The sequence below is a fragment of the Candidatus Thermoplasmatota archaeon genome (assembly GCA_030018475.1).
Taxonomy (GTDB): Archaea; Thermoplasmatota; JASEFT01; order JASEFT01; family JASEFT01; genus JASEFT01.
In genome coordinates, this window is sequence record JASEFT010000002.1 from 26037 (window position 1) to 46491 (window position 20455).

Below are 20455 nucleotides of genomic sequence, written 5' to 3' on the forward strand. Positions count from 1 at the left end.
CGGAGCCTTTCACAGAGATCACATAGCCTGCTTGCTCTAGCTGTTTTAAAACATGTCTTATAATAGCTCTGCTGCCTTTTCTAGCTCTATCAGGCTTAGAGCCTCTATCTCTGGGGCCCCCGAAGAGAGCTGCAAGTCTCTCTACTCCAATGGAATGATGAATGTATATTTTCCTAAGAACTGCACTTGCTCTAATATACCACCAATCTAGCTGGGAAGGCGCTTTCTCACAATGCACGCCTGTCTTCATAAACCTTAACTTCTCAGGCATTTTTATATGGGCACTCTGTTTTAATTTGTCAGCTAGTTTTTTTAGTAGCATATCTGGAGGCACGTCGTATACTGTAGTCATTACAGATGTAAAATAAGTAAGGGATACTTAAACTTAACGAAGATGCGGGAGTCCGGATTCCCACAAGCCCTAGCGTTCGCGGAAAGAGAAAAAGAAAGGGCTGATTTGAACCGGAGAACTCCTACGAGACAAGGTTCTGAGCCTTGCGCCTTTTCCAAGCTTGGCTACTCCCGCAGAAGGAGAATATATCTTTGTGCTAATTTTATTTTCGGCAGAAAAAACAGCCCCTCAGCTCTAAATATATATAATTCAAAGCTTATTACCTATTGGTGGATCAATATGGAGAAGCGAAAGAAAGAAGAGGAAAAGCCTAAATTAGAGTTGGGCTTGGATTTAGGTGGTATTTTCAAAGGTATAGGCGAGCTCGTAGAGCTTGCATCAAAGCTAGCTGAGGAAGGTCAGGCAGAGATAAAAAGGACTGGCGAAATTACTTTCGATAAAGCAAAAAAGCTCAGAGGAATGTACGGCTTTTCAGTGAGAGTTGGTAGAGGTGGAAAACCGATAATAGATAAGTTCGGCACCTTAGCGCCGGAAGCAAGACCCAAAGAGCTAAAGCCTGAGGTAAGCGAAGTCAGAGAGCCTTTGGTAGACGTGTTTGAAGAAAAAGAAGAAATTATAATAGTTGCGGAGCTACCAGGGGTTGAGGAGAAGGACATAAAAACAGAACTAAAAGAGGATATTTTGATAATTTCTGGTGAAACGAAAGATAGAAAATACTTGAAGGAAGTAGCGCTTCCGGCAAAGGTTACAGGCGCACTAGAAAAGAGTTATAGGAATGGTGTGCTAGAGCTTAAGCTCAAGAAACAGAAATAAAAAATGCATAACCGAAATTACGAAGCGCGAAAATTAGAATACGAGCGCAGGAAGAAGGCGCGCAAAGAAATACTGGAAGCTAGGAAGGCAGTTTATGAGCAAAGGAAAGTTGTAAGTAGGATAGGAGCAGTGAGAGGTATATCTATCTCACCAATAGGTAGAAGAGTAGTTGGAAGGCGTGTAGCAACTCGCATAATGCCACATGAAGTGCTAAAGCCTGAGCTTGAAGAGAGGCCGCCTTTAGTAGATGTGATCAATGAGAACAGCTATTTGAGAATCGCCGTCCAGCTCTCAGATATCGCCATACCTCACGATATCACTGTGGATGAAATTACAGAAATCTCTTTTAAGCACGGCGTGCTCGAGATAAGGCTAAGAAAGCGGAAAGAGAAACTAACTAAAGAAGAGAAAGAAGAGCTTGCAAAGGAAGGAGGGGAGGAGATAACTGCAGAGATAAATAAAAAAGTGCTTCTAATGTTGAGAAAGCGCAAAAGAGAAGAAAAGGAAAAGTTTATGATATAGTTATTACAAATATAAATATAAGGTGAGTCTAATGAAGGTTTGTGTTAAGCCAGGCTGTAGTTATATATTAAAAGAAAAAAGCTTGAGAAAGTATACTCAGCCTTTTAAAAAGCTTTTTTCTAAGGGATTTAGAGCTCTGTGCATTACAAACCGCAAGCCTGAGGAGCTTAAAAAGAAGTATGAACTTAGTATAGAAGTTTTCAGGCTGAACGATAAGAACAGTAAAAAGCCAGCTGAAATAATAGATAGAATAGAAAAATTCTCACAGTCTACAAAAAAGGGCATTGTGCTTTTTGAAGGTATAGATAAAATTATAAAAAATAACGATTTTTTAAATACTTTAACAGTTCTAGAAAGCATTAACGATACAATTATGAGCAGCAATTCCAGTCTTATTTTAGCAGTAGATACTTCCAAATTTAACAAGAAAGAGCTTGCTTTCTTGGAAAGGAACTTGGAGCCTATTCTTGCACTATAAACTCATATGGAAAAGGATATTTTAAAAACGCTAGTAAAAGGTAACAGCTATTTAATAAAAGAGAAAAAGCCTGACAAAACATTCGAGCTTTTTAAGTTATTAATTAAAAATAAAATAGAGCCTTTCTGCATTGCCAGATTGCATCCTAAACATATCAAGTGGAAGTATAAAATAAAAGTAAAAAGTCTATGGCTTAGTAAAAAAGAATATAATTACTGCCTATCACCAACAGATTTAGGTGTGCTTGTTTCTACAGCTGAGAATTTTATTAAAAGTGCAAAAAATGGTGTGCTGTTAATTGAAGGGTTAGAATATCTCATTTTGAATAATGATTTCACCAAAGTTCTAAGAGCTGTAGCGGATCTAATTGAAAGCGTTATGGAAAGTAACTGCAGAATACTGTTGCCAATAGACCCTGACACATTAGATAGTAAAGAGCTGGCACTGCTTGAAAGAAATCTAGTGGTAATAGAAACTGAGGAAGAGGAAGAAAAGCTCCTATAACGAGAAGATATAGCCTTTGAAATCTATAGCGTCTTTTTTAAGTATCTCTATCTGTTTGCCGTATTCTGCTCTTTCCCTTTCACTCATATGCTTTTTGGCAATTTCTGCTACCCTCTCAATAACCTCTAACTTGGGCAGTAGTTTTTCAGCTTTCTCTACAGGCAGCTTGTGCTTTATAGCCAAGTCGCCCGCGACAGCTACTCTTAACCCCACGCTCTCCAAATACAGCAGAGCGTTTATTCTTATCAAGTCTTTTAGAGCTATCAGAATATCTTTCAAAAGCTCAGTTTCGTTACTCGACAATTTTTCATCACCGGAATAAAGAATACTTATAAGAGCTGATAGATTTTGCTGTCCTAAAATTATAAATAGCGGTAAAGCTATGCTGTGAAAAAGCATGAGTGTGACAAAAGAGTTAAAGCAGAGCTTAGAATCTGTTGTACTAGAAATTTTAGAAACTCAGTCAATGTGCGGATATGACATTATAAAAGTACTGTTTCAGCGCTACGGGCTTTTTATATCTCCAGGCAGAATCTATCCTCTACTGAGCTATCTAGAAGGGCTAGGCATCTTGAAATCAGAGATTGGTGGCAGAAGATCTAAAGTTTATTATTTAGCTAGAAAATAAATCAAATCAATGTTTTAGCTATCACTTTCATTATTTCTACTATCAGTACTTTAAGCCGCTCATCTTCTAAATATTCAATTTCAAAATCCTTGGGCAATTCCTGCTCAACACGATGCACTGCGCCTATAAAAAGAATTCCCAACTCATTTTCAGCTAAAGTTTTAATTATATTTCTAGCTATATACTTATCTCTTTCCTTCAGTAATAAATCTTTTCTCTTTTTATAAGCAAGTCTTGCTTCTAAAGCTTCTCGAGCGCTCTTTGCCAAAAGAATCGCTTTTATATATTTATACTCCTCTTTTAAAAGCTCAAAACTTTCAGTTTTCATAATTCTAGCGCCTCGATCGATGAGCTTTAGCAAAATTTGATGGTTTTTACTGCCTTTGCTCGCTATCTCTTCTATCGTTTTCACACCAATAGCGCCATTAATTACCTGACCATCTTGATAGAGTTTCACTTTGCTAATATCAATATCTTTAGTTTTTTCTAAAACTAATTTCTCAACTAAATTCCAAAATTCAAGTAAGTTCTTTTTATGCCTGCTCCATGTCTCTACTCCGACAAGCCTTTCAGACACCTTCTCTAACATCTCTCTCACAGTGCCCATCTCCGCAGCAGTATGAAAAATAGGAATTATCAGAAGTTTTCTAGCCATTTCTTGTAATGAAAAGGGTTGTAAAGACTTAAATTTCGCTCTAAAAAGCCTAAAAGAAAAGCTTTATTTCCAACGAGTAACTTTACTTATATCAAAAATGCTTAGAGACGCTGTTAAAGGATTAGATAGGTTGTTTGAAAAAGATATACCTGAGGGGTTTATAATTCTAATTACAGGCACACCTGGCACACTCAAGTCAGGTTTTGTTCATCAAGTACTTAGTAACCATTTAGCGAGAGCGAAAAAATTCGGTGTTTACGCTACACTTGAAGAGCCTAAAGAGAGCCATTTGCGTAATATGCGCTCTTTAGGTATAAAGAAAGTTGAGGGCTTAGAAATTTTCGATTATTCTGATATCCGCAAAGAGTGGAAAGCAGAAGAAGAAACTTTAGATATGGTGAAAATAACTGAGGATATTATTGGTTTTTATAAAGAGAAGAAAGGCGAAGATTTTACTTGCTTTGCTCTAGATTCCCTTAACGCGCTCTACTCACTTGTAAAATCAACGAACCTAAGAAGCGACAGCTATCATTTCTTTACAGCGCTAAGAGAAAGTGGACTTACTTCTTTCATCACTCTAGAACTGCCAAAAGAGCCTGGCGAATACGCTCCAGAGTATTTTTTAGTAGACGGCGTTATTGAAGTCGGTGTTATTGAGACTAGAGAAGATGTTACTAGATATGTACAGATAAAGAAGATGCGCGCTGTAAAGCATTCTATGAAGAAACATCAGTTAGTAGTTGAAGAAGATGGCTTAGCAGTTTTAGGGCCTGTTTACGAGTAGCTGGTATATAAAGTTTTATTTATTCTTAAACGCAATTTACCTATTGATCGGAGAACGTTAGAAAAAAGACTCATGGCTGAAATTTACGAAGACAAGCGCTGGGAACTGAAGCAAGGCGATAAAATATACCCTCATTTAACAACAGAAATATTGCAGAGATGGGTTGTAGAAGGAGTTGTTAGCGATGATGATCTTGTTAGAGAGGAGGGCGCACCACATTGGGAGAAGTTGAATGAGCTCAAAGAGTTCAAATTTCTGCTCTGGGCAAGAGAAAAAGAAGCTAAAGTACTGCAAAATATAGAGGAAGGTCATAGCTATATTATAAAAGAGAAAAAGCCTAGAAGAATTTTTGAAATATTGCAAAATTTTGTATCTTTGGGCTATAGAGCGCTTTGTGTTACAAGAATCTATTATGAAGAAATCAGAGAAAAATACAAGCTTGGAAAAACAGACATTTTCTGGCTGAGTAAAGAAGAGCGCGAGAACTGTCTTAGCCCTACAGATTTGGGAAGGTTAGCGCATACAATTATAGAGTTCTTTAAACATACAAAAGATAGTATTTGTGCACTCGAAGGCTTAGAATATCTAATCACTCATAACGATTTCGAGAAGGTTTTAAGGCTTGTTGATGACCTTTCAGAGAAAACAGCTCTTAGCAAATCAAGACTTATCCTATCAGTAACTCCTGAAACGCTTGAGGAGAAACAACTTGCACTGCTAGAAAGAAATTTAGAATCTATAGAAGTAGAAGAGGAATAAAAACTCATCTAGAAAATAGAAAAATTTGCAATCAGATTTACCTACAATACTCAGAGAATAGAGGGATCTAAATTAACTTTAAGAGAAACTGCTGAGCTACAATACATCCATTCACAGATGGAAACGGAAGAATTTCGAGACTAATAATGAATATGCAAAACAAGAGATATTTAAAAGGAGTAAAGTTTCGAGCTCTGAAAGAAATAGAGGTAATTGCTAAAACTTAGTATTTTGAAATTTAAAACAAATTTCGTATCGAATTTCGATATCAATCTAGAAGCACAAAATCCTTTTAGTACTACAAAATTTTAAGTATTCCTAAGTCATTTCCGTAAGTTACCGATACCGTTTTAACGCAAATTACTAATAAAAAAATGGTATCGAAGAAGAGGGGAGAGAATGAGAGAAATGGAAGAGGATCGAATCTCGTTATTGGCTGATAACAATATTTTGTTTCTCAACAAGCTTAAAAAAGGCGAAACTCTTTTGTTTCTATACGGTCAAAAAACTGAGAAGCATGAGCTTTTTAAAACATTCATAAAAAACGGCCTTGAAAATAATGAGTTCTGTCTCTATGCAAGTACAGAGAGCAACAAATGGCATCCCGAGTACTGTTTTAAAGAATGGATTGAAAAAGGTCGTCTCACTATCCTCAACCTCGAAAGAATAGGGAAAAGTGCTATGGCTGAGCTTGATAAAGAATTTAGAAATCTCTGTAGCGCAGCTATGAGTGGGAGCGAAAGCTGCAGATTACTTGCTGATTTCGCATCACTAATAAATAGGAGAAATATAGGATATGTGAAAGACTTCGAGGAAAGCGTAATCAGAAAGTGCCAATATTCTCTTTCCACAAGATGGACTTCTACAAAATACAAATATAAAATTCCTACACGAAAGAACTTTCCGCTGAAAGCGATAACAGCTTTCATGCTAGGCTCTCTTGACGAGTACAATCTCAATCAACTTATATACCTCCATAATTATATATTAATTTCGGCTGATAACGGCTCTATAGTGCTAACAGAAAACGCAAAATTGCCTGGCGATGAGAGCAGTATTACTGTCGTGCCTCAAGCAACTTTGGAAGAGTTTGTTAAGAACAATCTTGAAATTATTGTTTTGAGCATGCTCTCCGAGAAAGCACTCTGCGGCTACGATATTATAAAAGGAATAGCGCAAAAATATTATACTTTTTTGAGTCAAGGCACTGTTTATCCGTTACTCTATTCTTTGCAAGAGCGCGGCATTCTGAGCGTTGAGGCAAAGCAGAAATCGAAGCTTTACTCTCCAACCGAGAAGGGCATAGAAATAATAGAAAAGAAGCTTGATGATTTTATAAAAGCGCAAGAATATACGTTGGGCTCGCTAAAGCTAAAGAGGTGTGCTACTGCTGGGAGGATTACGAATAAGCCTTAATCAGCAAACTTCCCGGAATTGAAATTTTTGTTAAAATCTTAGAGTAGCGATCAAAATATTTATATTTTCGAATTCCAAAACAAATTTCGAGTTTAGTTTAGATATAAATTTTAAGAAATAAGGTATATATTCTAAGATAAACTAAGGGATAATCGCACAGAAGCAAAGTTCTCTTGGAAGAGGATAAATTTTTCGTTACGATGAAAAAACCTCTCCCCTAGCTCTCCTCTTTCAAGAGAGCTCATGCAAGTGCAGGAGGCGGAGAAGGAGAAATGGTAACACAAAGCCCGGACGTATCAAGTCTAGCAGAAGTATTGGATAGAATACTAGACAAAGGCATCGTTGTAGACGCATGGGCAAGAATCAGTTTGGTAGGCATTGAGCTACTGACGATAGAGGCAAGAGTTGTTGTAGCAAGTGTAGATACATTCTTGCACTATGCAGAAGAGATTACAAAGATAGAGCAAGCAGCTATCGGCGCACCTGCAACTGCTTAGACGAAAAAATCCTTTTCTCCCGATTTTTTTTAGGGAGACGCAAGGGGTTTAGGTAAGTAAGAAGATAAAAATAGTTGGCAGGGTAGGAGCTATCTGGCTCCGCCCTTTGAATGGAGGTGAAGAAGAAGAATGGTAACACAATCACCAGACGTATCAAGCCTCGCAGAAGTGCTCGACAGAATACTTGACAAAGGCATCGTTGTAGACGCATGGGTAAGAATCAGCTTGGTAGGCATTGAGCTACTAACGATAGAGGCAAGAGTTGTTGTAGCAAGTGTAGATACATTCTTGCACTATGCAGAAGAGATTACAAAGATAGAGCAAGCAGCTATCGGCGCACCTGCAACTGCTTAAACCTCCTCGGAGCATAAAAGGAGGTAGAGAAAATGCCGGAAACAGTAGAAGAACTAACAACGACTTATTCGCGAGCTGAACTAGACGAAATGGCAGAAGAGCTAGGCTTGGTTCCAGAAGACTACCCTAATAAAGCCGCAATAGCAAAGGCTATTATTGCAGCAAGAAAAGCCAAACCGCCTGCTGTTAAAATACCCCCGAAAGTAGGCAAGAAAGGCGTGTACGCAAAGATAAAGGCCGCAGAAAAGTTCACTGCAAAAATGGACGCAGACGTAAAGGCACAAATTGGAGAAAACGTAGAAGCAGTCAAAAAGATAGAAACTGGTATTAGGGAAGTCGGGGGAAAGATAGAAGAAAAAGTTGATGACATTCAGTCAGCTGTAGACACACAGATAAAAGAGAACCAAGCTAAGGTTGCAGAGATAGGCAAAGATATCAAAGCACAGCAAAGGGAGAACATAGCGGCAGTCAAAAAGATAGAGACTGGCATAAGTGAAGTAACAAAGGCGAACGAAGCAAAAGTCAAGCAAATCCAGGCAGACATAGGAAAGCTGGTTAAGGAAAATCTAAGCGCAGTCAAAAAGATCAGTGAAGGTATAAAAGAGCAAGCAAGAGAAAACAAAGAGGCAGTTGAAGCGTTCGAACCAAAGGTTAGGGAATTGCAGACTGCTAACAAGAAATACGTAGACGACTTCTACTATGGCTGAGCCATAGTATCTCTTTTTTTATTTTATTTTCGGAAAAAAAGAAAAGGGTTTAGAATGACGACTATTGAAGAGATCAAAGCTGGGATTCTGGAAAAAGGTATCGAAAGAGAGATAGGAATCAAAAAAATACGAGCTGAGCTACAAAAGAAGAGAAAAGAAATAGAAGAAGGCAGAAAGAGATATAGAGCTAAATTTTGTCTAAAAACTAAAAAATAATTTTTATTCCGATTTATGTATCGAAATTCGAAACGAAAAGTTATAAATACCCTACTACTTAACCTTATTTCGAAGGTGATTAAATGGGATATGTAAGCATACATCAAAGGAAAGTGAGAGGTGCATCGGTTCATGACACTCTCGAAACAAAAAGAACCGAAGAGGCAATTAGGGAACAGGAAGTGGAACGCCCTAAACTTGATAGAGAAGTTGTTGAGGCGACTTATCTAACTCCAGAAGTTGAGAACTTTGTCGAAACACCCCAAGTAAAAAAGATCGAGAGCAGGATAGAACTTTGGCTCAAGATCGGCTACCCAGTTCACATAATTGGGCCGACAGGTTGCGGGAAGACAACTATAGCGATGCATGTAGCAAGTAAGTTAGGAAGACCAGTTGTGTGGCTAAATGGAGATGAATACGTGACAACAACAGATTTTATTGGCGGCTATTCTCAAGTAGAGGTTGAAAGCTTGAGGGACAAATTTATCCATAACGTGTTCAAAAACAAGGATATACTAAAAGCAGACTGGGTGGATAACCCACTAACACTTGCATGCAAATACGGCTATACTTTGGTTTACAACGAGTTCTCCAGGACAAGACCAGAAGCAAATAACATCTTGTTGTCTGTTTTGGAGGAAGGCATACTAGAACTGCCGACAAAGTTCGGTGAGGAAAGATATGTGCGTGTACATCCAGATTTTAATATGATAGTGACAAGCAACTCGGTTGAGTACGCAGGTGTGCATCGCCCGCAGGATGCGCTGCTAGACAGGATGATAGGCATATATATGGACTTTTATGATTTCGATACTGAGGTAGAAATAGTCAAAGCACATACGGGTATAGCAACAAAAGAGGCGAGAAAGGTAGTAAGTGTTGTTAGGAAGCTACGGGAGAAACTAGAAGAAGCAGAGAAACCTGGTACAAGAGCAGGTATAATGATTGCATATGGGTTACAGGGGCTAGATGGCTATAACAAAGAAGATTTTGAACAGCTTTGTATTGATGCATTAGCAACGAAAGCAAAAGGGCAGAAAGATTTGGATAAAAAGATCAAATTGGTAAAAGAGGTGGTTAAAGAAATATTTTAGGAGGTAAAAATATGGCCGAGGAAAAAAGAGTTGAAGCTGTAATTAAGGAGGCAAAAATTAGGAAGATAGTCGATCTGTGGAGTCACAAACCAAGAGGATTGCAGTTTAATGATACAGATGCTCTGATAGTGACTGCAGAAACCGAGGCTGGAAAGATAATAAATGAAACGTTCTACTTCTGTCTAAAACCAGATGGAACGTTTAATATAGATACTGTAAGCAAGAATGGCAGCCATGTGAGGAGACAAAGACTTGCTAGTTTCCTAACACACTACAAGATCACAGACACACCAAAAAGCTACAATATAAAGGAAGGAGTAGAAAAATGGAAGGGGAAAAAGATAGAAATTGTCCCATACAAAGATGAGGGATATATCTATATTCCATAGGAGGTAATAAAATGGTAACAGCAGAAATTAGTAAAATAGGAAAACAAAGCCTCTCCACAATAGGGAGTCTTTTAAACAAAAAACCTGAAAGCGTGGTAAGCGTTAGCAAAGAAGGAAAGGAATGGAAAGTCCTCGCTGAGGTATTGGAAAGAAGGGCGGTGCCTGATACGCAGGACATTCTTGGGAGATATGAGATGCGCTTGAATGAAGAAGGCGAGCTCTTGGGCTACAAGCAGGTAATGACAAGGAGGAGAGCGGATCTAATAGTAGAAGAAGAGTAGATAAATATTAGAATAACTGAGAAGAGGTGAATGTAATGGGAAAAGAAAGGCCGATAACAAAGTATGACCTGAGGGTTGCAAAAAGTAAGCGTCATCTAGATGCGCAGTCAAAAAGATGGAGTGCAAAGTATCAAAGAAGACCCAGGATTTGCAGAGGAGAGTAGGTGACAAATATGCCATCAGTTAAAGAATACACAAAACGGCTTGAGAAAGCAATTAAAGAAATAGGAGCAGGTATTGAAGAAAAATCTAAAATAATAGACAAAGGAGTCAAGGAAATACAGGCAGGAATGGAAGAAACATCCAGGCGTGTAGAGAGAGGAGTCAAGGAAATACAGGCAGGGATGGATGAAACCGCTAAAAGAGTTGAAAAAGGCGTTGAGGAATTGCAAACTGATAAGAAGAAGTTTACAAAAGCGTTCTGGGGCTAGATAAGTAAAATAAATGGGGGTAATAGGAATGTATGAAAAAGATAGATATGATATAACAGGAAGAAAAACAAGAGGCGGAGTAAGATACCATAAAACCATGGAAGAAAAAGAAATGGAAAGAAGAGAAGCAGAACTCAAGGCTATGCAGCTTGAGAAAACCAGGCAAGAAATTGAGGAGCAATTTCTAACGCCTAAGGCAGAGGTATTCGTTGAAACCGAAGAAATCAAAGACCTGGAAGAAAGAGTAAAAACTTGGATCGGCCTCGGCTATCCAGTTCACATAATAGGACCAACAGGTTGCGGGAAGACTATGTTAGCAGTCCACGTAGCGAGTCAGCGTGGAAGACCAGTAGTATGGCTGAATGGTGATGAGGAGATGACAACAACACACCTTGTTGGTGGATACGGACAATACTTGGAGGAGCACTATCATGACAGATTCATTCATAATGTCTATAAAAGCAGAGAAATGGTTGAACCTGGTTGGGTAGATAATCCATTGACAATTGCATGCAAATATGGCTATACATTAATCTATAATGAGTTTTCCAGAGCTAAACCAGAGGCAAATAATGTTTTACTTTCTGTGTTAGAGGAAAAAATACTTGAACTGCCAACAAAGTTCGGTGAGGAAAGATATATCAAAGTACATCCGGACTTTGCTGCAATACTAACCAGCAACTCAATAGAATACGCAGGGGTACACGCCCCGCAGGATGCATTGCTAGACAGAATGATAGCTTTGCATATGGGCTATTACAGTTTCGATACCGAGGTAGAGATCGTCAAAGCCCAAACAGGCATACCTGAGAAGGAAGCAAAAAAAGTAGTAAAGGTGGTGAGAGCAATAAGAGACAAGCTTCCAGAGGCAGAGAAGCCAGGGTCGAGAGCGTGTATACAGGTTGCTCAAGGACTGCAAGCGTGGAACGGTTACAGTAAGAAAAACTTCGAAAAAGTATGCATTGATGTGCTTGGATGCAAGATGAAAGGGCTAGACGAGTTATCTAAGATGGAGAAACTGATAAAAGAAGCGCTTGACAAGCTCACATAACAAACTGTTGTTCTAACAGGCTTATAGGACGGTGAAGATGAAGGACGAGGTGGAAAGACGTAAAGAGAAAAGGGAAAAGATAAGAGCAAATAAGAGAAAACAGAGAGAACTTGTAGAAGCTCATCAGGAAAAAATTAGAGAAGAAATCAAACCATACCTCACGAGAAGGAAGAGGGCGCACGATTTAAAAGTAGAGGAATTGCAAAAAGATATAAAAGAAAAAGGCAGAGTGCAAAAGGAAGAGGCTAGAGAAAAAGTAAAAAAGCAGCAGGAAAGGCAGAAAGCAAAAGTAGAGGCTCAGAAAGAGAAGATAAGACTGCAGCAGATTAAGCAAAGAGAAACTGTAGCAGCGCAAATGGAAAAACAGCAAGCAAGGCTTAAACCAATAATTGAAAGAAATAGGGAAATAGTAGAAGACAGAAAACTCACTAGTAGATTAGATGAGATAAGAAGAGGAAGATTCCTTTTTACTTATTCAACCATGCCATCAAAAAAGTTTGCAGACTCAACAACCTATTCTCCAAAGCATTCAACAGTACCAGATCCTGAGTTTAGAGAAAAAACAACTTACTCACCAAAGTACACAACTGTACCAGATCCAAAATTTGCAGAAAAAACAAATTTCTCGCCCAAATTCAAGACAGTACCAAAACTGGAGTTTGCGGAGAAAACAACTTATTCACCCAAGCACTCAACTGTGCCTAAGCCGGAATTTGCAGAGAAGACAACACATTCAACAGTGCCGAGCATAGATTTTGCGCACTCTACACACTACTCGATCGTAGAGTTTGAGAGAGTAGCTGATGATAAGGTAAAAACTGAGAAAGAGCGAAAATGGATGGAATAAGATGACAGTACTTGACCCAACAAGAGGTAAAAAGAAAGGCTCTAAAATAATGCCTGAGATGGAAAGATTGATTAGGCAGCAGGAACGCATAAAAAAGCAGACTGAAAGACTTGCAGCGCAAAAACTAAAAGGATTGCACGGGCGAGCAGAACTCACTGCTTCAAAATTGACACGTGGCGAGCTAGCGCGAAAGCTAGCGGAACAGAAAAGGCTTAATGCACAGGATAAAAGGATTCTAAAACAGTACGAGGCTGAGAGAGAAAGAGCGCTTGCTGCGAGGCTACGAGGAGAGGCAGTGACTGGGATAGATTTAACAGAAAGGGCAAAGGTTTCAAGAGAGCTTAGATGGACTGGAAAATGGAAGAGAAGAAAGGCAAAAATGGATGCCGTAGCAAGAAAATATGTGATTAAAGCAGAAAAATAAAATTTAAAGGAGGTGGAAAAAATGGTGAGTATTAGCCCCGGGATGAAAACTTACGGCGATTTGGGTAGAAAGCTCGATGCCAGAAAACCCTTGCTAGAATCAAAAATGAGGGCAAGAATAGAAAAGTCAAAGTTAAAATGGCAAAGGAGAATTAGATAAGTTCCAATAAGTGATTTAAATGGATCAAGCAAAATACGAACGGATAAAGGCAGCACATTTAGCAAGAGATAGGCTGAAGAGACAAAAGAAGATAGGTCGCTCTGGGTATCTAGCTAGAAAAATTGCAGCAAGAAGAAAATATTTCAAACAGAAAAGAAAAGCACTTGATAGAAATTTTGAGGGAAAAAAGCAAGCGAGAGTAGGTAGAGAACATGGTAAATGGAACAGGAAATCAGCTAAATGGCTGAGCAAGGGCGCAAAATGGACTGGCAAATGGGAGCATAGAGCTGCAAAATTTAGTGCTAGAATGGAAAAACTGTTTGGCTAGAGGCGTCTAGTGTTTCTCAAAAGCTACTAGGAGAGCGAAGAGGCTACCTAAAAGATATCGAAATTCGATACGAACTTGGATATTGGATAAATGGTAAATGTAAGACCTGCAAGTGAAGGCTTAAAAGAAGTTTTGGATAGGATACTAGATAAAGGAATTGTTATTGATTTGAATGCAAGAGCCTGCCTTAGCGATTTTGAGCTTTTAGGCATAAACGCAATTGTTATTTTGAGCTCGTTCAAAACAGCTGCAAAGATCGGCATGGATTTTCCAGAGGGGACGAAAATGGATACTCCTGCATGGAAGGATTTACTGTCAAAGCAGCCATGCCCGCTCTGCGGCAAGGAGTCGAGAACAAAAGAATTAAAAGAAGAAGGCTGCCCTTGGTGCGGCTGGAATTACAGACCTAAGTATAAAGAAGATAAGAAAACTTTCGAAAAAGAGCGAAAATATAGGTATGGGAAGGGAGGGAAATGGAGGAAATAGAAATATTAAGACCGGAAATAGAAACTGAGGATACTGGCTTGGCAGGTGCAATTGACAGAATTCTAGATAAAGGTTTAGTGCTCAATGCAGATATTACAGTATCGGTTGCTGGTACTGAGTTATTGGGCATAAAAATAAGAGCTGCGCTCGCTAGTTTCGAAACTGCCGCAAAATATGGCTTAGAATTTCCATCTGGAACGAACATAAACACTGCAGCCTGGAAAGAGGCAACAATAGAGAAAGATACTTGTCCGCAGTGTGGTAAAAGATCATCTATAGAGGAATTGTTAAACGAGAGCTGTCCTTGGTGCGGCTGGGTATCTGCAAAGGCAAAAGTAGCAGTAAAACAAAAAGTAAAAGTGTTACAAAAGTGAAACAAAAATGGTTGATAACTCGTTCAAAAGGCTTGCTGAGTTCTTACCTTCAGATAAAAAAATTGCTGTTCTTAATGAGCTTTTAACTGTTTATGACGAAAGTGAGTTAGCGAAACTGCTTAAGTGCGATCCTCCTCTTATCAAGAAATGGTTGAGAAAAGCTCCGAGCAATAAATACATGCCCAAAATACTAGGGCTTGCTTTTTTCCGCTCCCCAAATATAGGTGATATACTTAAAGAAACGTTAACTGAGTTTGATTCTTTAGCTAAGTTGCTCGGCATAAAAGATGTAACTAGCAAGTTGGGCATTTTTATGAAGGAATTAGATGAAAGGAGCAGGGAAATAGTCTGGTATCTACTGAGAAACGGTCATGCAAATATTCGCGAGCTTGCAGAGATAACTAACGCAAAGACAGATAATGAAGTTCTTGTTAGGGTGAGAGAGCTTATAAACCCAAAATCAAAAGAACTCTTCGGTAAAGAAATAATGAAATTCGAAGAAGCTAAAATTAATTCTGTAACAGGTGAAAAAATTCTATTTTCATGGTGGCTGACTGAGAATATTCTACCTCTGGAGAGAGCCCCAACACTACTTGACGTATTTGATGAAAATTCTCGGATTAAAATAGTAGCAGAACTGCCGAGAGTTAAAGAAGATGATATAAAAATAGATATTGCACACCAGATCCTTACTATTTCAACTAATGGATATCAAAAAACAATCCCCCTATTTTGTAAGGTAAAGAAGATTGAAAAAACCTACAGGAATGGGATACTGGAGCTGAAGCTAGAAAAAGCTATGGAATGATAAAAAAAAATGGCAGAAGAGAAAGAAGAAGATTACAAAAAAAGAATAAAAGAGCTTGAAGCCAGAATAAAAGCGCTCGAAAAGGAAAGAGAAAAGCCTAAAGAAGAAGAGCCTAGTATTGTAGAAGGTGTTGTTTCTCAATTTATACCTGGCTTGAGCGGTATTATTAAGAGCTTAGAAAAGAGCTCCCCTGAATTTAGAAAGCGCATTGCAGAGACTGATGCCAAAATCAAGCATAGATTAGAGACTGGCTGGACAAGCAAGCCTAAAGTGGAGTATGGTGTCACTGTGCGCGAGCTTGTACCTGAGAAGAGGGAAAAAATAGAAATAAAGCCGAAGGAAGTAAAAGCTCCTACTCTCGAGCGTGAGCCAATTGTCGATGTTTTTGAAACTGAAAAATATATTTCTGTAATTGCAGAACTGCCTGGTGTTGAGGAAAGAGAAATAAAAACGAAACTTACTGAAGACGGGCTTGAAATTTCTGCGGGTAGATATAAAAAAATTATCAAGCTCCCTTCTAAGCCAAAAGCGATTGGTGAGAAAACATACAAGCACGGCATCTTAGAGCTTAAAATAGATAAAAAATGACAGAAGCCTTTCTTTCTTTTTAGAAAAAAGAAAGAAATCCTTCAGGGAAAGAAAGAAAAATAAGCCTAAAAATAGGATATAAATGACTATTAATATTGACGAGAACAATCTAAAGCAAGGCTTGCTTGGCTTGGTAGTAGCGCTAGTCGAAGTAATACAGGAAACGCTAGAAAGGCAAGCGCTTAGAAGAATGGAATCAGGAAGATTGACAGAAGAAGAAATTGAGCGACTAGGAAATGCATTAATGGAACTTGATGAAGCGCTTGAGCACATAAAAAAAGAAAATAAAATTGAAGAAGCAGTAAAATCAGTGAGAAGCGGTCTTGATAATATAGCACACGAGCTCGTAAACAAAATGGTCAATCCAGAGAAGTGGAAAGAGGAAGTTGAGGCAAATGCCTGAAGAAGAGGTGGTAGTTGAAAAAGAGGCACTAGAAGCTCAGGAGGCTAGATATCTTTATTGTATAATTAACTCTAGCGCTACCTCAGACTTTGGTGATATGGGGATAGAGGACAGCAAAGTTTACACTATACCTTGTAAAGACATTGCTGCAGTTGTGCATAAATGCGCTCCTAAGCCTTACAAATCAAAAGACGAGAATCTGGTGAAAGAATGGATTTTAGCGCATCAATATATTATTGACGAAGCCATGAAAAAATTTGGTACGCCAATACCTTTCACTTTTGATACTATAATTAAAGGTGATGATGACAAAGTAAAAGAGTGGCTAGCTGAAGATTACCCAACGCTTAAAGCCAAACTGGAAAAAGTCAAAGATAAAGCAGAATACACTGTTCAAATATTTTGTGAGCCTAATATTATTCTTAAAGAAATTGAGGCCCAAAACGAAGCTCTGAAGAAATTAAAAGAAGAGATCAAAACAAAGCCTAAAGGCATCGCTTATATGCTCAGCCAGAAATTAGAAAGAATGCAAAAAGAAGAGCTGATAAAGCTTGAGAATAATTATGTTAAAGATTTTTACGAGCAGCTAAAGAGCCTCGTTGACGAATGTATAGCAGAGCCTACAAACAAGCCAGTGCCTGAAAAATGGAAAGCTCAAAAGCTAATTTTAAATTTGGCTTGTCTAGTACATAAGGATAAAGTTGAGAAGCTTGGAGAAGAGTTAGGGAAGATTAATAAAACCCAAAAATTCAAGGTGAGGTTTACAGGTCCTTGGGCACCTTTCTCATTTGTCGGCAAAGAGCTTGGGGAGAAGAAAACTTGAAAAAGGGTATATACATCTACGGAATAATTGAAGAGAACGGGAACAAAAGTTTCGGGCAAATTGGAATGGATAAGAGCGAAGTATATACTATTCCCTATCAAACTCTTGCTGCTGTCGTTAGCAACGTGCCTGCTATGGTATATCAACTTACTCCCGAAAATGCAAGGGCCCATGAGAACGTTATCAGAAAAGTTATGGAAGAGCGCTCAGTTATTCCTATGAGTTTCGGTACGGTCGCGAGCAATGGCAGCCAAGTTGAAAAGATTTTGAGTATTGGTTACAAGGTATTCAAATCCATGCTTGAAAGGATAGAAAATAAGATCCAAATAGATGTAAAGGTGCTGTGGGATAAAGATAAAATATACCTTGACATTTTGCGCGAAAACGAAAATATCAAAAGGTTAACTAGGAAAGCAGATAAGTCCCAAGAGGATAAAATAGAGCTTGGCAAGCTTGTCAACCAAGCGTTAGCTGAGAAAAGAGAATTTTATATTGGTGAGATAAAAAATGTTTTAGCCAATTTTTCAGAGCCGCCAAAAGAAAACAAGCTTACCGATGAAAGAATGATTTTGAACTTGGCTTATTTGGTTGATAAAACAAGAGAACAAGAATTTTATGACAGGGTAAATGAGAAAGAGAGAAGTTATGAAGGCAAACTCCAGATAATCGCAGTGGGCCCCCTGCCTGCTTATAATTTTACTAAACTAGAATTAAAAAAGCTAGATTTTAAATTGATAGACAGTGCAAGAAAAATACTAGGGCTAAATGAAGAAATAACCAATGAAGAGCTTGAAGAAGCGCATCGAAAGCTTGCATATAGATATCATCCAGATAGAAATCCAAACGATGTGGCTTCAGAGCAGCAGTTCAAAAAAATTGAGAAAGCCTATATGATACTTGCTAGGTATTCCAAAAATTATCCTGCTGGAAAAATCTCGCTCAAGAAAGAAGATGTTGATAAAACCATTCTGATCCTGGAAAAAGAGTGAAAAAAATGAGCAAGATCATAGGTATAGACCTGGGGACGAGTAATTCTGCAGCTGCCGTAATTGTAAATGGTAGTGTAAAAATAATACCTAGCGCGGAAGGTCTTGCTCTGCATGGTAAAATGTTCCCTTCAGTTATTACTTTTCTGGAAGAGGGGAAGGTAATAGTAGGAAAGGATGCAAAAAAATTAATGGCTCCTGGGCGCACGATAACAAACATCAAAAGAAAGATGGGTACTGATTATAAAATAAAAATCGGTAAGAAATGGTATATCCCACAAGAGCTCTCAGCGCTTATTTTAAAGAAGATAAAAAAAGATGCAGAATTATATCTTAATGAATCTATAAAGAAAGCAGTTATTACTTGCCCTGCATATTTTAACGATAATCAAAGAACTGCAACGAGAGATGCAGGTGTTATCGCAGGCTTAGATGTTGTGCGCATTATAAACGAGCCTACTGCAGCAGCTTTAGCTTACGGGCTAGATAAAACTAAAAGAAAATTGAATATCGCAGTTTTGGATTTAGGTGGTGGCACTTTCGATGTTACTATTCTAGAAATGTGCAATTCTGTGTTTAGAGTTATAGCTACCTCCGGCGATACTCAGCTTGGCGGAATAGATATGGATAATAAAATTCTAGATTATCTGGTTGATAAGTTAAGAGGAGAAGCGCTTGATTTAAAAGCCGAAAATCTCATGCAGGTATTAAGAAACGAGGCAGAAAAGGCAAAAATAAACCTATCTTCTAAACTTTCAACAACCATAAATTTGCCTTTTACTAATGTAAATATAAATCTAACGAGGACTAAACTAGAAGAGCTGATTGAAGATGTAATTTCAAGAATGGATAAACCATTAGAGCAAGCATTGGCAGACTCGAATTTAGCTCCTAAAGATATCGATAAAATAATTCTGGTAGGCGGGCCTACAAAAATGCCGGTTATTAGAAAAAAGGTAAAAGAATTTTTCGGTAGAGTTCCTGAGCGCGGTATAGATCCTATGCACTGTGTTGCTGCAGGCGCTGCTATCCAAGGGAGCGTGCTTTCCGGTGAACTTGGTAATATTGCGCTCCTTGACGTTACACCGCTCTCATTAGGTATAGAGACTTCAGGCACTGTGTTCACAAGATTAATACACAGAAATACTACTATCCCAGTAGAAGAGAGCAGAGTATTTACAACTGCACAGGATTTTCAGTCTGTAGTGCCAATCCATGTATTGCAAGGTGAAAGAGCGCTTGCGCACGACAATATAACTTTAGGCGTGTTTAATCTAACTGGAATAAAGCCTGCACCTAGACACGAGCCCATGATTGAAGTTACTTTCAGTATAGATGCTAATGGCATATTACACGTCTCTGCAGAAGATTTGGAAACCGGTAAAAAGCAAGCAATCGAAATAACAGAATCGACAAGATTGCCTAAAGAAGAGATAAGCAGAATGATCAACGAGGCAGCAGTGTTTGCAGAGCTGGATAAAAGAAAGGAAAATGAGATAAAGCTTCGCACTAGAGCAGAAGCGCTTATCTACGAGCTGGGCCAAGTAATAAAAAAAGAAAAGCTCCCTATTGACGAGAAAAGGAATATTACAACGCTTGTTAAAGAATTAAAGCACGCGCTAAGAGTTAATAATAATGAGCAAGTGAAGAGCGCTACTGAGGAATTGAATAAATTAGTAGATAGAATAGCATTAAGAAACAGAGCTGCTAACCGAGCAAACGCATTAATATCTTCGGCAAACAAAATGATTACAGAAATTAAAATTCCCAAAGCCGAAAAAGTGGCTATTGAGGAAATGATTGTGAAATTAAAAGAAGCGTTAAAGAATGATAACACTAAAGAAATCGAAAAGCAGATCGGTGAGCTGACTGAAGAATTGACTATATTAGAGGTAGATTATAAATGAAAAAAAGATCAATATTTCAAAAAGCTGTAGACGACTGGTTTAAAGGAAAGGCGATTCAGGAATTTATTAAGGCAAGGTGTAGAGGAAGAGCATTTGATGCAGTTCAAAATCTTGCGAGAAGAATTTCGGAAGGTGCCGAGGAATATAGAAAAAGAATAATGGAAGGAGCGGTCAGGTACAGAAGAAAAGTTAAAACATCAGCTTCCAGAGCTAAAGGATGTGACCTTTGTATAGGAGTAGAGAAGCTGACAAATGTAGCAAGATACGAGTTGATAGGTGAACCGAAAGCAGAGTATATCCCTAAATATTTGTGTGAGTTTCATTACCAACATGGAATATATAAAGACAATTATTGTTATAGAAAGATTAAATGATGTTAAAAAGAGGTAAT

Annotated in this window: 33 protein-coding genes and 1 tRNA gene; 30 read left to right on the forward strand and 4 right to left on the reverse strand. The window is 38.3% G+C overall.

Annotated elements, in window-relative coordinates; translation table 11 throughout:
* Together QMD21_00585 and QMD21_00590 are read right to left on the reverse strand one after the other, a co-directional pair.
* Nucleotides 1-352: 40S ribosomal protein S19 (locus QMD21_00585; GenBank protein ID MDI6855267.1), on the reverse strand; the 352-nt coding region annotated here is incomplete at its 3' end.
* Between the two features lie 43 nt (nucleotides 353-395).
* Nucleotides 396-526, reverse strand: a tRNA-Leu gene (locus QMD21_00590).
* Between the two features lie 105 nt (nucleotides 527-631).
* Here QMD21_00590 and QMD21_00595 point away from each other — a divergent pair.
* The 4 genes from QMD21_00595 to QMD21_00610 are packed head-to-tail and all read left to right on the forward strand — an operon-like array spanning nucleotide 632 to nucleotide 2669.
* Nucleotides 632-1165, forward strand: a complete 534-nt coding sequence (locus tag QMD21_00595; GenBank protein ID MDI6855268.1) for an Hsp20/alpha crystallin family protein — start codon at nucleotides 632-634, stop codon at nucleotides 1163-1165.
* A gap of 3 nt (nucleotides 1166-1168) precedes the next feature.
* Nucleotides 1169-1687 carry a hypothetical protein gene (locus QMD21_00600; protein ID MDI6855269.1) on the forward strand — a complete coding sequence of 173 codons (519 nt, stop codon included), beginning with the start codon at nucleotides 1169-1171 and terminating at the stop codon, nucleotides 1685-1687.
* Between the two features lie 31 nt (nucleotides 1688-1718).
* Entirely contained in the window at nucleotides 1719-2165 is a 447-nt protein-coding gene (locus QMD21_00605) for a DUF835 domain-containing protein (GenBank protein ID MDI6855270.1), read from the forward strand.
* 6 nt (nucleotides 2166-2171) lie between these two features.
* The gene (locus QMD21_00610) at nucleotides 2172-2669 is read left to right on the forward strand and encodes a DUF835 domain-containing protein (GenBank protein ID MDI6855271.1); all 498 of its coding nucleotides are present in this window, start codon (nucleotides 2172-2174) and stop codon (nucleotides 2667-2669) included.
* Here the strand turns inward: QMD21_00610 and QMD21_00615 are convergent.
* Nucleotides 2664-2972 carry a hypothetical protein gene (locus QMD21_00615; protein ID MDI6855272.1) on the reverse strand — a complete coding sequence of 103 codons (309 nt, stop codon included), beginning with the start codon at nucleotides 2970-2972 and terminating at the stop codon, nucleotides 2664-2666. The two genes, QMD21_00610 and QMD21_00615, sit on opposite strands and share 6 nt — an antisense overlap.
* A 100-nt stretch (nucleotides 2973-3072) precedes the next feature.
* Between QMD21_00615 and QMD21_00620 the strand changes: the two genes are divergently transcribed.
* The gene (locus QMD21_00620) at nucleotides 3073-3297 is read left to right on the forward strand and encodes a PadR family transcriptional regulator (GenBank protein MDI6855273.1); all 225 of its coding nucleotides are present in this window, start codon (nucleotides 3073-3075) and stop codon (nucleotides 3295-3297) included.
* Between the two features lies 1 nt (nucleotide 3298).
* Here QMD21_00620 and QMD21_00625 read toward each other — a convergent pair whose 3' ends face one another.
* Nucleotides 3299-3952, reverse strand: a complete 654-nt coding sequence (locus tag QMD21_00625) for a hypothetical protein (protein ID MDI6855274.1) — start codon at nucleotides 3950-3952, stop codon at nucleotides 3299-3301.
* A 97-nt stretch (nucleotides 3953-4049) separates the two neighbouring features.
* Here QMD21_00625 and QMD21_00630 point away from each other — a divergent pair, with 97 nt between their 5' ends.
* The 25 genes from QMD21_00630 to QMD21_00750 all read left to right on the forward strand — a co-directional run bounded on the left by QMD21_00630 (nucleotide 4050) and on the right by QMD21_00750 (nucleotide 20438).
* On the forward strand, nucleotides 4050-4736 hold the full coding sequence (locus tag QMD21_00630) for an ATPase domain-containing protein (protein MDI6855275.1): 687 nt from the start codon (nucleotides 4050-4052) through the stop codon (nucleotides 4734-4736).
* Between the two features lie 72 nt (nucleotides 4737-4808).
* Nucleotides 4809-5495: a DUF835 domain-containing protein gene (locus QMD21_00635; GenBank protein MDI6855276.1), complete on the forward strand. Its 687-nt coding sequence runs from the start codon at nucleotides 4809-4811 to the stop codon at nucleotides 5493-5495.
* A gap of 408 nt (nucleotides 5496-5903) precedes the next feature.
* Entirely contained in the window at nucleotides 5904-6911 is a 1008-nt protein-coding gene (locus tag QMD21_00640) for a PadR family transcriptional regulator (protein MDI6855277.1), read from the forward strand.
* A 272-nt stretch (nucleotides 6912-7183) separates the two neighbouring features.
* A complete protein-coding gene (gene gvpA, locus QMD21_00645; GenBank protein MDI6855278.1) occupies nucleotides 7184-7408 on the forward strand; it encodes a gas vesicle structural protein GvpA in 225 nt (74 codons plus the stop codon).
* A gap of 129 nt (nucleotides 7409-7537) precedes the next feature.
* Entirely contained in the window at nucleotides 7538-7762 is a 225-nt protein-coding gene (gvpA, locus tag QMD21_00650; protein MDI6855279.1) for a gas vesicle structural protein GvpA, read from the forward strand.
* 89 nt (nucleotides 7763-7851) lie between these two features.
* Nucleotides 7852-8469 (forward strand): hypothetical protein, encoded by a 618-nt coding sequence (locus QMD21_00655; protein MDI6855280.1) that lies wholly within the window; start codon nucleotides 7852-7854, stop codon nucleotides 8467-8469.
* Nucleotides 8470-8523: 54 nt separating this feature from the next.
* On the forward strand, nucleotides 8524-8685 hold the full coding sequence (locus QMD21_00660) for a hypothetical protein (protein ID MDI6855281.1): 162 nt from the start codon (nucleotides 8524-8526) through the stop codon (nucleotides 8683-8685).
* Nucleotides 8686-8768: 83 nt separating this feature from the next.
* A complete protein-coding gene (gene gvpN, locus QMD21_00665; GenBank protein MDI6855282.1) occupies nucleotides 8769-9779 on the forward strand; it encodes a gas vesicle protein GvpN in 1011 nt (336 codons plus the stop codon).
* 11 nt (nucleotides 9780-9790) lie between these two features.
* A complete protein-coding gene (locus QMD21_00670; protein ID MDI6855283.1) occupies nucleotides 9791-10168 on the forward strand; it encodes a hypothetical protein in 378 nt (125 codons plus the stop codon).
* 11 nt (nucleotides 10169-10179) lie between these two features.
* The gene (gene gvpO / locus QMD21_00675; GenBank protein MDI6855284.1) at nucleotides 10180-10449 is read left to right on the forward strand and encodes a gas vesicle protein GvpO; all 270 of its coding nucleotides are present in this window, start codon (nucleotides 10180-10182) and stop codon (nucleotides 10447-10449) included.
* A gap of 164 nt (nucleotides 10450-10613) precedes the next feature.
* Nucleotides 10614-10880, forward strand: a complete 267-nt coding sequence (locus QMD21_00680; protein ID MDI6855285.1) for a hypothetical protein — start codon at nucleotides 10614-10616, stop codon at nucleotides 10878-10880.
* A 13-nt stretch (nucleotides 10881-10893) separates the two neighbouring features.
* A complete protein-coding gene (gene gvpN / locus QMD21_00685) occupies nucleotides 10894-11931 on the forward strand; it encodes a gas vesicle protein GvpN (protein MDI6855286.1) in 1038 nt (345 codons plus the stop codon).
* A 49-nt stretch (nucleotides 11932-11980) separates the two neighbouring features.
* Nucleotides 11981-12778 (forward strand): hypothetical protein, encoded by a 798-nt coding sequence (locus QMD21_00690; protein MDI6855287.1) that lies wholly within the window; start codon nucleotides 11981-11983, stop codon nucleotides 12776-12778.
* Nucleotide 12779: 1 nt separating this feature from the next.
* Entirely contained in the window at nucleotides 12780-13202 is a 423-nt protein-coding gene (locus QMD21_00695) for a hypothetical protein (protein ID MDI6855288.1), read from the forward strand.
* A gap of 21 nt (nucleotides 13203-13223) precedes the next feature.
* Nucleotides 13224-13361, forward strand: coding sequence for a hypothetical protein (locus QMD21_00700; protein MDI6855289.1), 138 nt, complete (start codon nucleotides 13224-13226; stop codon nucleotides 13359-13361).
* Nucleotides 13362-13380: 19 nt separating this feature from the next.
* Nucleotides 13381-13689 carry a hypothetical protein gene (locus QMD21_00705; protein ID MDI6855290.1) on the forward strand — a complete coding sequence of 103 codons (309 nt, stop codon included), beginning with the start codon at nucleotides 13381-13383 and terminating at the stop codon, nucleotides 13687-13689.
* Between the two features lie 90 nt (nucleotides 13690-13779).
* Nucleotides 13780-14175 carry a gas vesicle protein GvpJ gene (gene gvpJ / locus QMD21_00710; protein ID MDI6855291.1) on the forward strand — a complete coding sequence of 132 codons (396 nt, stop codon included), beginning with the start codon at nucleotides 13780-13782 and terminating at the stop codon, nucleotides 14173-14175.
* A gap of 2 nt (nucleotides 14176-14177) precedes the next feature.
* Nucleotides 14178-14549: a gas vesicle protein gene (locus QMD21_00715; GenBank protein MDI6855292.1), complete on the forward strand. Its 372-nt coding sequence runs from the start codon at nucleotides 14178-14180 to the stop codon at nucleotides 14547-14549.
* A gap of 7 nt (nucleotides 14550-14556) precedes the next feature.
* Entirely contained in the window at nucleotides 14557-15357 is an 801-nt protein-coding gene (locus QMD21_00720) for an Hsp20/alpha crystallin family protein (GenBank protein ID MDI6855293.1), read from the forward strand.
* Nucleotides 15358-15366: 9 nt separating this feature from the next.
* Entirely contained in the window at nucleotides 15367-15945 is a 579-nt protein-coding gene (locus tag QMD21_00725) for a hypothetical protein (GenBank protein ID MDI6855294.1), read from the forward strand.
* A gap of 82 nt (nucleotides 15946-16027) precedes the next feature.
* Nucleotides 16028-16348, forward strand: coding sequence for a gas vesicle protein K (locus tag QMD21_00730; protein ID MDI6855295.1), 321 nt, complete (start codon nucleotides 16028-16030; stop codon nucleotides 16346-16348).
* Nucleotides 16341-17171, forward strand: coding sequence for a GvpL/GvpF family gas vesicle protein (locus tag QMD21_00735; protein MDI6855296.1), 831 nt, complete (start codon nucleotides 16341-16343; stop codon nucleotides 17169-17171). Before QMD21_00730 ends, QMD21_00735 begins: the two co-directional genes overlap by 8 nt.
* Nucleotides 17168-18160 (forward strand): GvpL/GvpF family gas vesicle protein, encoded by a 993-nt coding sequence (locus QMD21_00740; protein MDI6855297.1) that lies wholly within the window; start codon nucleotides 17168-17170, stop codon nucleotides 18158-18160. The genes QMD21_00735 and QMD21_00740 overlap by 4 nt, the downstream gene beginning before the upstream one ends.
* Before the next feature lie 5 nt (nucleotides 18161-18165).
* On the forward strand, nucleotides 18166-20064 hold the full coding sequence (gene dnaK, locus QMD21_00745) for a molecular chaperone DnaK (protein MDI6855298.1): 1899 nt from the start codon (nucleotides 18166-18168) through the stop codon (nucleotides 20062-20064).
* On the forward strand, nucleotides 20061-20438 hold the full coding sequence (locus QMD21_00750) for a hypothetical protein (GenBank protein MDI6855299.1): 378 nt from the start codon (nucleotides 20061-20063) through the stop codon (nucleotides 20436-20438). Before dnaK ends, QMD21_00750 begins: the two co-directional genes overlap by 4 nt.
* Nucleotides 20439-20455: the final 17 nt, after the last annotated feature.

What these genes read in the sequence shown, in the direction of transcription:
- QMD21_00730 (MDI6855295.1), top strand. Translation starts at nt 16,028, where the DNA reads ATGACTATTAATATTGACGAGAACAATCTAAAGCAAGGCTTGCTTGGC.
- QMD21_00625 (MDI6855274.1), bottom strand. Translation starts at nt 3,952, where the DNA reads ATGGCTAGAAAACTTCTGATAATTCCTATTTTTCATACTGCTGCGGAG.
- QMD21_00670 (MDI6855283.1), top strand. Translation starts at nt 9,791, where the DNA reads ATGGCCGAGGAAAAAAGAGTTGAAGCTGTAATTAAGGAGGCAAAAATT.
- QMD21_00655 (MDI6855280.1), top strand. Translation starts at nt 7,852, where the DNA reads ATGGCAGAAGAGCTAGGCTTGGTTCCAGAAGACTACCCTAATAAAGCC.
- gvpA (MDI6855279.1), top strand. Translation starts at nt 7,538, where the DNA reads ATGGTAACACAATCACCAGACGTATCAAGCCTCGCAGAAGTGCTCGAC.
- QMD21_00600 (MDI6855269.1), top strand. Translation starts at nt 1,169, where the DNA reads ATGCATAACCGAAATTACGAAGCGCGAAAATTAGAATACGAGCGCAGG.
- dnaK (MDI6855298.1), top strand. Translation starts at nt 18,166, where the DNA reads ATGAGCAAGATCATAGGTATAGACCTGGGGACGAGTAATTCTGCAGCT.
- QMD21_00640 (MDI6855277.1), top strand. Translation starts at nt 5,904, where the DNA reads ATGGAAGAGGATCGAATCTCGTTATTGGCTGATAACAATATTTTGTTT.
- QMD21_00720 (MDI6855293.1), top strand. Translation starts at nt 14,557, where the DNA reads ATGGTTGATAACTCGTTCAAAAGGCTTGCTGAGTTCTTACCTTCAGAT.
- QMD21_00725 (MDI6855294.1), top strand. Translation starts at nt 15,367, where the DNA reads ATGGCAGAAGAGAAAGAAGAAGATTACAAAAAAAGAATAAAAGAGCTT.
- gvpN (MDI6855286.1), top strand. Translation starts at nt 10,894, where the DNA reads ATGGGGGTAATAGGAATGTATGAAAAAGATAGATATGATATAACAGGA.
- QMD21_00610 (MDI6855271.1), top strand. Translation starts at nt 2,172, where the DNA reads ATGGAAAAGGATATTTTAAAAACGCTAGTAAAAGGTAACAGCTATTTA.
- gvpJ (MDI6855291.1), top strand. Translation starts at nt 13,780, where the DNA reads ATGGTAAATGTAAGACCTGCAAGTGAAGGCTTAAAAGAAGTTTTGGAT.
- gvpO (MDI6855284.1), top strand. Translation starts at nt 10,180, where the DNA reads ATGGTAACAGCAGAAATTAGTAAAATAGGAAAACAAAGCCTCTCCACA.
- QMD21_00605 (MDI6855270.1), top strand. Translation starts at nt 1,719, where the DNA reads ATGAAGGTTTGTGTTAAGCCAGGCTGTAGTTATATATTAAAAGAAAAA.
- QMD21_00700 (MDI6855289.1), top strand. Translation starts at nt 13,224, where the DNA reads ATGGTGAGTATTAGCCCCGGGATGAAAACTTACGGCGATTTGGGTAGA.
- QMD21_00750 (MDI6855299.1), top strand. Translation starts at nt 20,061, where the DNA reads ATGAAAAAAAGATCAATATTTCAAAAAGCTGTAGACGACTGGTTTAAA.
- QMD21_00705 (MDI6855290.1), top strand. Translation starts at nt 13,381, where the DNA reads ATGGATCAAGCAAAATACGAACGGATAAAGGCAGCACATTTAGCAAGA.
- QMD21_00735 (MDI6855296.1), top strand. Translation starts at nt 16,341, where the DNA reads ATGCCTGAAGAAGAGGTGGTAGTTGAAAAAGAGGCACTAGAAGCTCAG.
- QMD21_00630 (MDI6855275.1), top strand. Translation starts at nt 4,050, where the DNA reads ATGCTTAGAGACGCTGTTAAAGGATTAGATAGGTTGTTTGAAAAAGAT.
- gvpA (MDI6855278.1), top strand. Translation starts at nt 7,184, where the DNA reads ATGGTAACACAAAGCCCGGACGTATCAAGTCTAGCAGAAGTATTGGAT.
- QMD21_00635 (MDI6855276.1), top strand. Translation starts at nt 4,809, where the DNA reads ATGGCTGAAATTTACGAAGACAAGCGCTGGGAACTGAAGCAAGGCGAT.
- QMD21_00695 (MDI6855288.1), top strand. Translation starts at nt 12,780, where the DNA reads ATGACAGTACTTGACCCAACAAGAGGTAAAAAGAAAGGCTCTAAAATA.
- QMD21_00660 (MDI6855281.1), top strand. Translation starts at nt 8,524, where the DNA reads ATGACGACTATTGAAGAGATCAAAGCTGGGATTCTGGAAAAAGGTATC.
- gvpN (MDI6855282.1), top strand. Translation starts at nt 8,769, where the DNA reads ATGGGATATGTAAGCATACATCAAAGGAAAGTGAGAGGTGCATCGGTT.
- QMD21_00595 (MDI6855268.1), top strand. Translation starts at nt 632, where the DNA reads ATGGAGAAGCGAAAGAAAGAAGAGGAAAAGCCTAAATTAGAGTTGGGC.